The sequence below is a fragment of the Kitasatospora sp. NPDC047058 genome (assembly GCF_040643935.1).
GTDB lineage: Bacteria > Actinomycetota > Actinomycetes > Streptomycetales > Streptomycetaceae > Kitasatospora.
In genome coordinates, this window is sequence record NZ_JBEYVJ010000615.1 from 1 (window position 1) to 3,034 (window position 3,034).

At 72.9% G+C, this 3,034-nt stretch carries 6 protein-coding genes; 4 read left to right on the forward strand and 2 right to left on the reverse strand.

Going from position 1 to position 3,034, the window contains the following annotated elements:
• Nucleotides 1-54: 54 nt before the first annotated feature.
• From ABZ885_RS38310 to ABZ885_RS38325, 4 genes are all read left to right on the forward strand, one after another.
• The gene (locus tag ABZ885_RS38310) at nucleotides 55-312 is read left to right on the forward strand and encodes a hypothetical protein (RefSeq protein WP_360199382.1); all 258 of its coding nucleotides are present in this window, start codon (nucleotides 55-57) and stop codon (nucleotides 310-312) included.
• Nucleotides 309-530: a hypothetical protein gene (locus tag ABZ885_RS38315; protein ID WP_360199384.1), complete on the forward strand. Its 222-nt coding sequence runs from the start codon at nucleotides 309-311 to the stop codon at nucleotides 528-530. The genes ABZ885_RS38310 and ABZ885_RS38315 overlap by 4 nt, the downstream gene beginning before the upstream one ends.
• A 27-nt stretch (nucleotides 531-557) precedes the next feature.
• Nucleotides 558-1,022 carry an NUDIX domain-containing protein gene (locus tag ABZ885_RS38320; RefSeq protein ID WP_360199386.1) on the forward strand — a complete coding sequence of 155 codons (465 nt, stop codon included), beginning with the start codon at nucleotides 558-560 and terminating at the stop codon, nucleotides 1,020-1,022.
• A gap of 139 nt (nucleotides 1,023-1,161) precedes the next feature.
• Nucleotides 1,162-1,938, forward strand: coding sequence for a DUF2071 domain-containing protein (locus ABZ885_RS38325; protein WP_360199388.1), 777 nt, complete (start codon nucleotides 1,162-1,164; stop codon nucleotides 1,936-1,938).
• Between the two features lie 45 nt (nucleotides 1,939-1,983).
• On the opposite strand, the gene ABZ885_RS38330 is transcribed toward ABZ885_RS38325, so the two are convergent.
• Together ABZ885_RS38330 and ABZ885_RS38335 are read right to left on the reverse strand one after the other, a co-directional pair.
• Nucleotides 1,984-2,352: a PRC-barrel domain-containing protein gene (locus ABZ885_RS38330; protein ID WP_360199390.1), complete on the reverse strand. Its 369-nt coding sequence runs from the start codon at nucleotides 2,350-2,352 to the stop codon at nucleotides 1,984-1,986.
• 38 nt (nucleotides 2,353-2,390) lie between these two features.
• Nucleotides 2,391-2,819 (reverse strand): SRPBCC family protein, encoded by a 429-nt coding sequence (locus tag ABZ885_RS38335; RefSeq protein WP_360199392.1) that lies wholly within the window; start codon nucleotides 2,817-2,819, stop codon nucleotides 2,391-2,393.
• Between the last annotated feature and the right edge of the window lie 215 nt (nucleotides 2,820-3,034).

Genomic DNA, 3,034 nt, shown 5'->3' on the forward strand with positions numbered 1-3,034 from the left:
CCATGGACACAGGTCGTAACGGCCCAACCGCCCAGAGCTACCGACGGAGCCACCATGCCCAGCCGCCCCCGCACGCCCTCCTACCAGCCCAAGGTGGGCGAGATCGTCCACGACCTCGCCCACCGGACGGTCACCGGGCAGCCCTCCGAGGGCGTCTACATGGCCACCCTCAACGGCCTCGCCTACCTGCGGCCCGAGGCGGGCGGCTGCGAGTGGACCACGGACCCCGTGCACCTCCGGCGCCTCAACGTCCCCCGCTACCGCGCCGTCCAGCGCGCGAGCCGGCCCCGCGTGAACGACCCCTCGGCGTGAGCCCGGCCGGCGGGCTCCTGACGGCGATCATCACCGTCCCCGCCCTCAGCACCCTCACCGCCGCGCTCGTCTGCTGGCCGATCCGCGACGGGCCGCTCGGGCCGCGACTTCTCATCTTCGGGCTGATCCTCGCCACCGGCATTATCGCCGGGCTCCCCGCATGGGTGGCCTGGCTCTCCGCCGACGCCGACCGGTCCGGCGAGGAGACGACCCCTTGAACTCCCGCGCGCCGAAAGGAAACCGCGTTGCCGTACCCACCCCGTCGGCGTCTCGGTCACCATGCCCTGATCCTCAACCGGGACGGCGCCGTCCTCCTCCTCGAAGCCGCCGGCACCGACGGCTACGTCCTCCCCGGCGGCAGCGCCGAGCGCAACGAACTCCCCCACCTCGCCGCCCGCCGCCACACCGAGACCGCCACCGGCCTCGTCCTCTCCCTTCACCAGCTCCTGGCCGCCGACCACACCACCGGCCAACCCCCCACCACGGCCTCCGACTCCGTCTACTGGGGTGGCCGCCTCACCCCCGTGCAGGAGAGCGTCGTCGCCCGGCACCGCCCGCCCCACCACGTCCGCGCCGCGCACTGGATCCACCACGACCGTCTCTCCGACGTCATGGCCGCCGGCCACCACCCGCGCGCCGCCCAGGCGCTGGCTGCTCTGGCCGACGGGATCCACCTGCCGTTCCTCCTCCGCGGCATCCCCGCCGGGTAGCCGGCCCGGGCCGCCGGGCCGCGCTCCGGGGCGGTTCGGCGTGGCCTCGGTCACACCGGATCCACCGTCGGTCGTTCACAGTCGGTGCGTGCAGGGTCCGGCCCACTCGAAAGGCCGGCGAATGTGCGAGGCTCGAATGATGCCGATCGCCCTCGCCCCCGCTCCCGCCGCCGCGGAGCCGATAACGCCCGATCCGGTGCGTGACGTCCCGGCTACGCTGCTCACCCAGTCGTGGCTGGACCTGTCCTTCGTCCACTGGGCCGCCGATCCCGCGGACGTGGCACCCCTGCTGCCGCCGGGGACGGTGCCGGACACCCACGACGGGGTGACGTACATCGGGCTGGTGGCGTTCCGGATGCACCGGGTGGGCTGGTTCAAGGTCCCGGGGATCCCGTACCTCGGCACGTTCCCGGAGACCAACGTCCGGCTCTACTCCGTGGACAGCCACGGCCGGCGCGGCGTGGTGTTCCGCTCGCTGGAGGCGTCCCGGCTGCTGCCGGTGGCCGTCGCCCGCAGCACCTTCCGGCTGCCCTACAAGTGGGCGAGGATGTCGATCGAGCACGAGGCGGACACCATCGCCTACACCAGCAGCCGCCGCTGGCCGGGGCCGCGCGGGGCCCGCAGCCGGCTGGCGGTGCGGATCGGCGAGCCGATCGTGGAGCCGAGTGACCTCGAACACTTCCTGACCGCCCGCTGGGGCATGCACAACACCTTCTTCGGACGGTCGGTGTACCTGCCGAACACCCATCCCCGCTGGCCGCTCCACCGGCCCGAGCTCGTTCACTGCGAGGACGAGCTGATCACCGCCGCCGGCCTCCCGGCTCCGGTCGGGCCGCCGGTGAGCGTGCTGTACTCCCCCGGCGTGCCGGTCCGCTTCGGCGGCCCCGCCCGCCCGGGCGGCCTGCCGACTCCCTGAGCCGTCTCCGGGCCGGCCGGGAGCCGGACGCGACCGCCGCACCGGTCAGATGATCCGGTTCCCGTAGAACGGGCCGTAGTAGAGCCAGTAGGGGTCGCGGAGGTCGGGCTCCGTCTCGGGCGTGCCGTCGTCGTACGGCGGGCTGTTCTTGATCTCGTCCTTGGACCTGTCGACGTACACCTTCCGCTCGCCGAGCTCGATGCGGATCACCGTTCCGGCCGGAAGCAGCACGAGCTTGCCGAAGATCCACGGCCCCGTGTCCACGACCAGGTACTGGGCGTCGACGTGCTCGGACAGCCGGTCCACCTTGCCGACGGGGCCGTCGGTGGCCTCGACGTGGAAGCCGATCAGGTCGGTGCCGGCGGTGTGGCCGGCGGTGGTGCGGAACTCCCAGATGTTGATGCCCTCGTTCATCCGTGTCTCCTTCTTCTCGCACGCGGCGCCGTACCCGGTCAGGCGGACCGGCGTCCAGCCTCGACGTGCTCCTTGAAGTCCTTCAGGTCGTCGATGACCCTGCGGTCGACGAAGCCGAGCGCGTCGGCGAGGCGCTCCAGCAGCCCGGGCGGCTCGATCTCCAGCTGCAGCATGAGCCGGGTGGTGTCCTCGTCGATCCGGTGGAAGGTCACCACCCCGGCCTGCCGGACGTCGCCGGCCACGCTCTCCCAGGCGAGCCGCTCCGCCGGGATGACCTCGGTGGTACGGGCCTCGAACTCCCGGTGGACGCCCACGGCGTCGACCACCCAGCGGGTGGCTCCGGGTGCCGTCCGCTCGACGCGCACCACGCCGCGCATGAACTCCGGGAACTCCTCGTACCTGGTCCACTGCTCGTACACCACCGGAAGCGGCGCGTTCACCTCGACGGACTCCTCGATCCGAGCCATCGCTCCTCCTCCTCGGTCCGGTGCGGCCACCCCCGGGGAGGCCGCCGGTCCCCTCGTCTGCCCCCGAACCGGCGGTGTATGCCCCCTTCCTCCGACCGGCCGCCGACCGACCACCCGTCACCGCGGCGTCGGCGCAGATCGCCTCGGCGTCCTCCAGCGTCCAGCCGCCGGCGAACACCGAGAGCCGGCGCAGCACCGCCCGTTCGCGCTTGCCG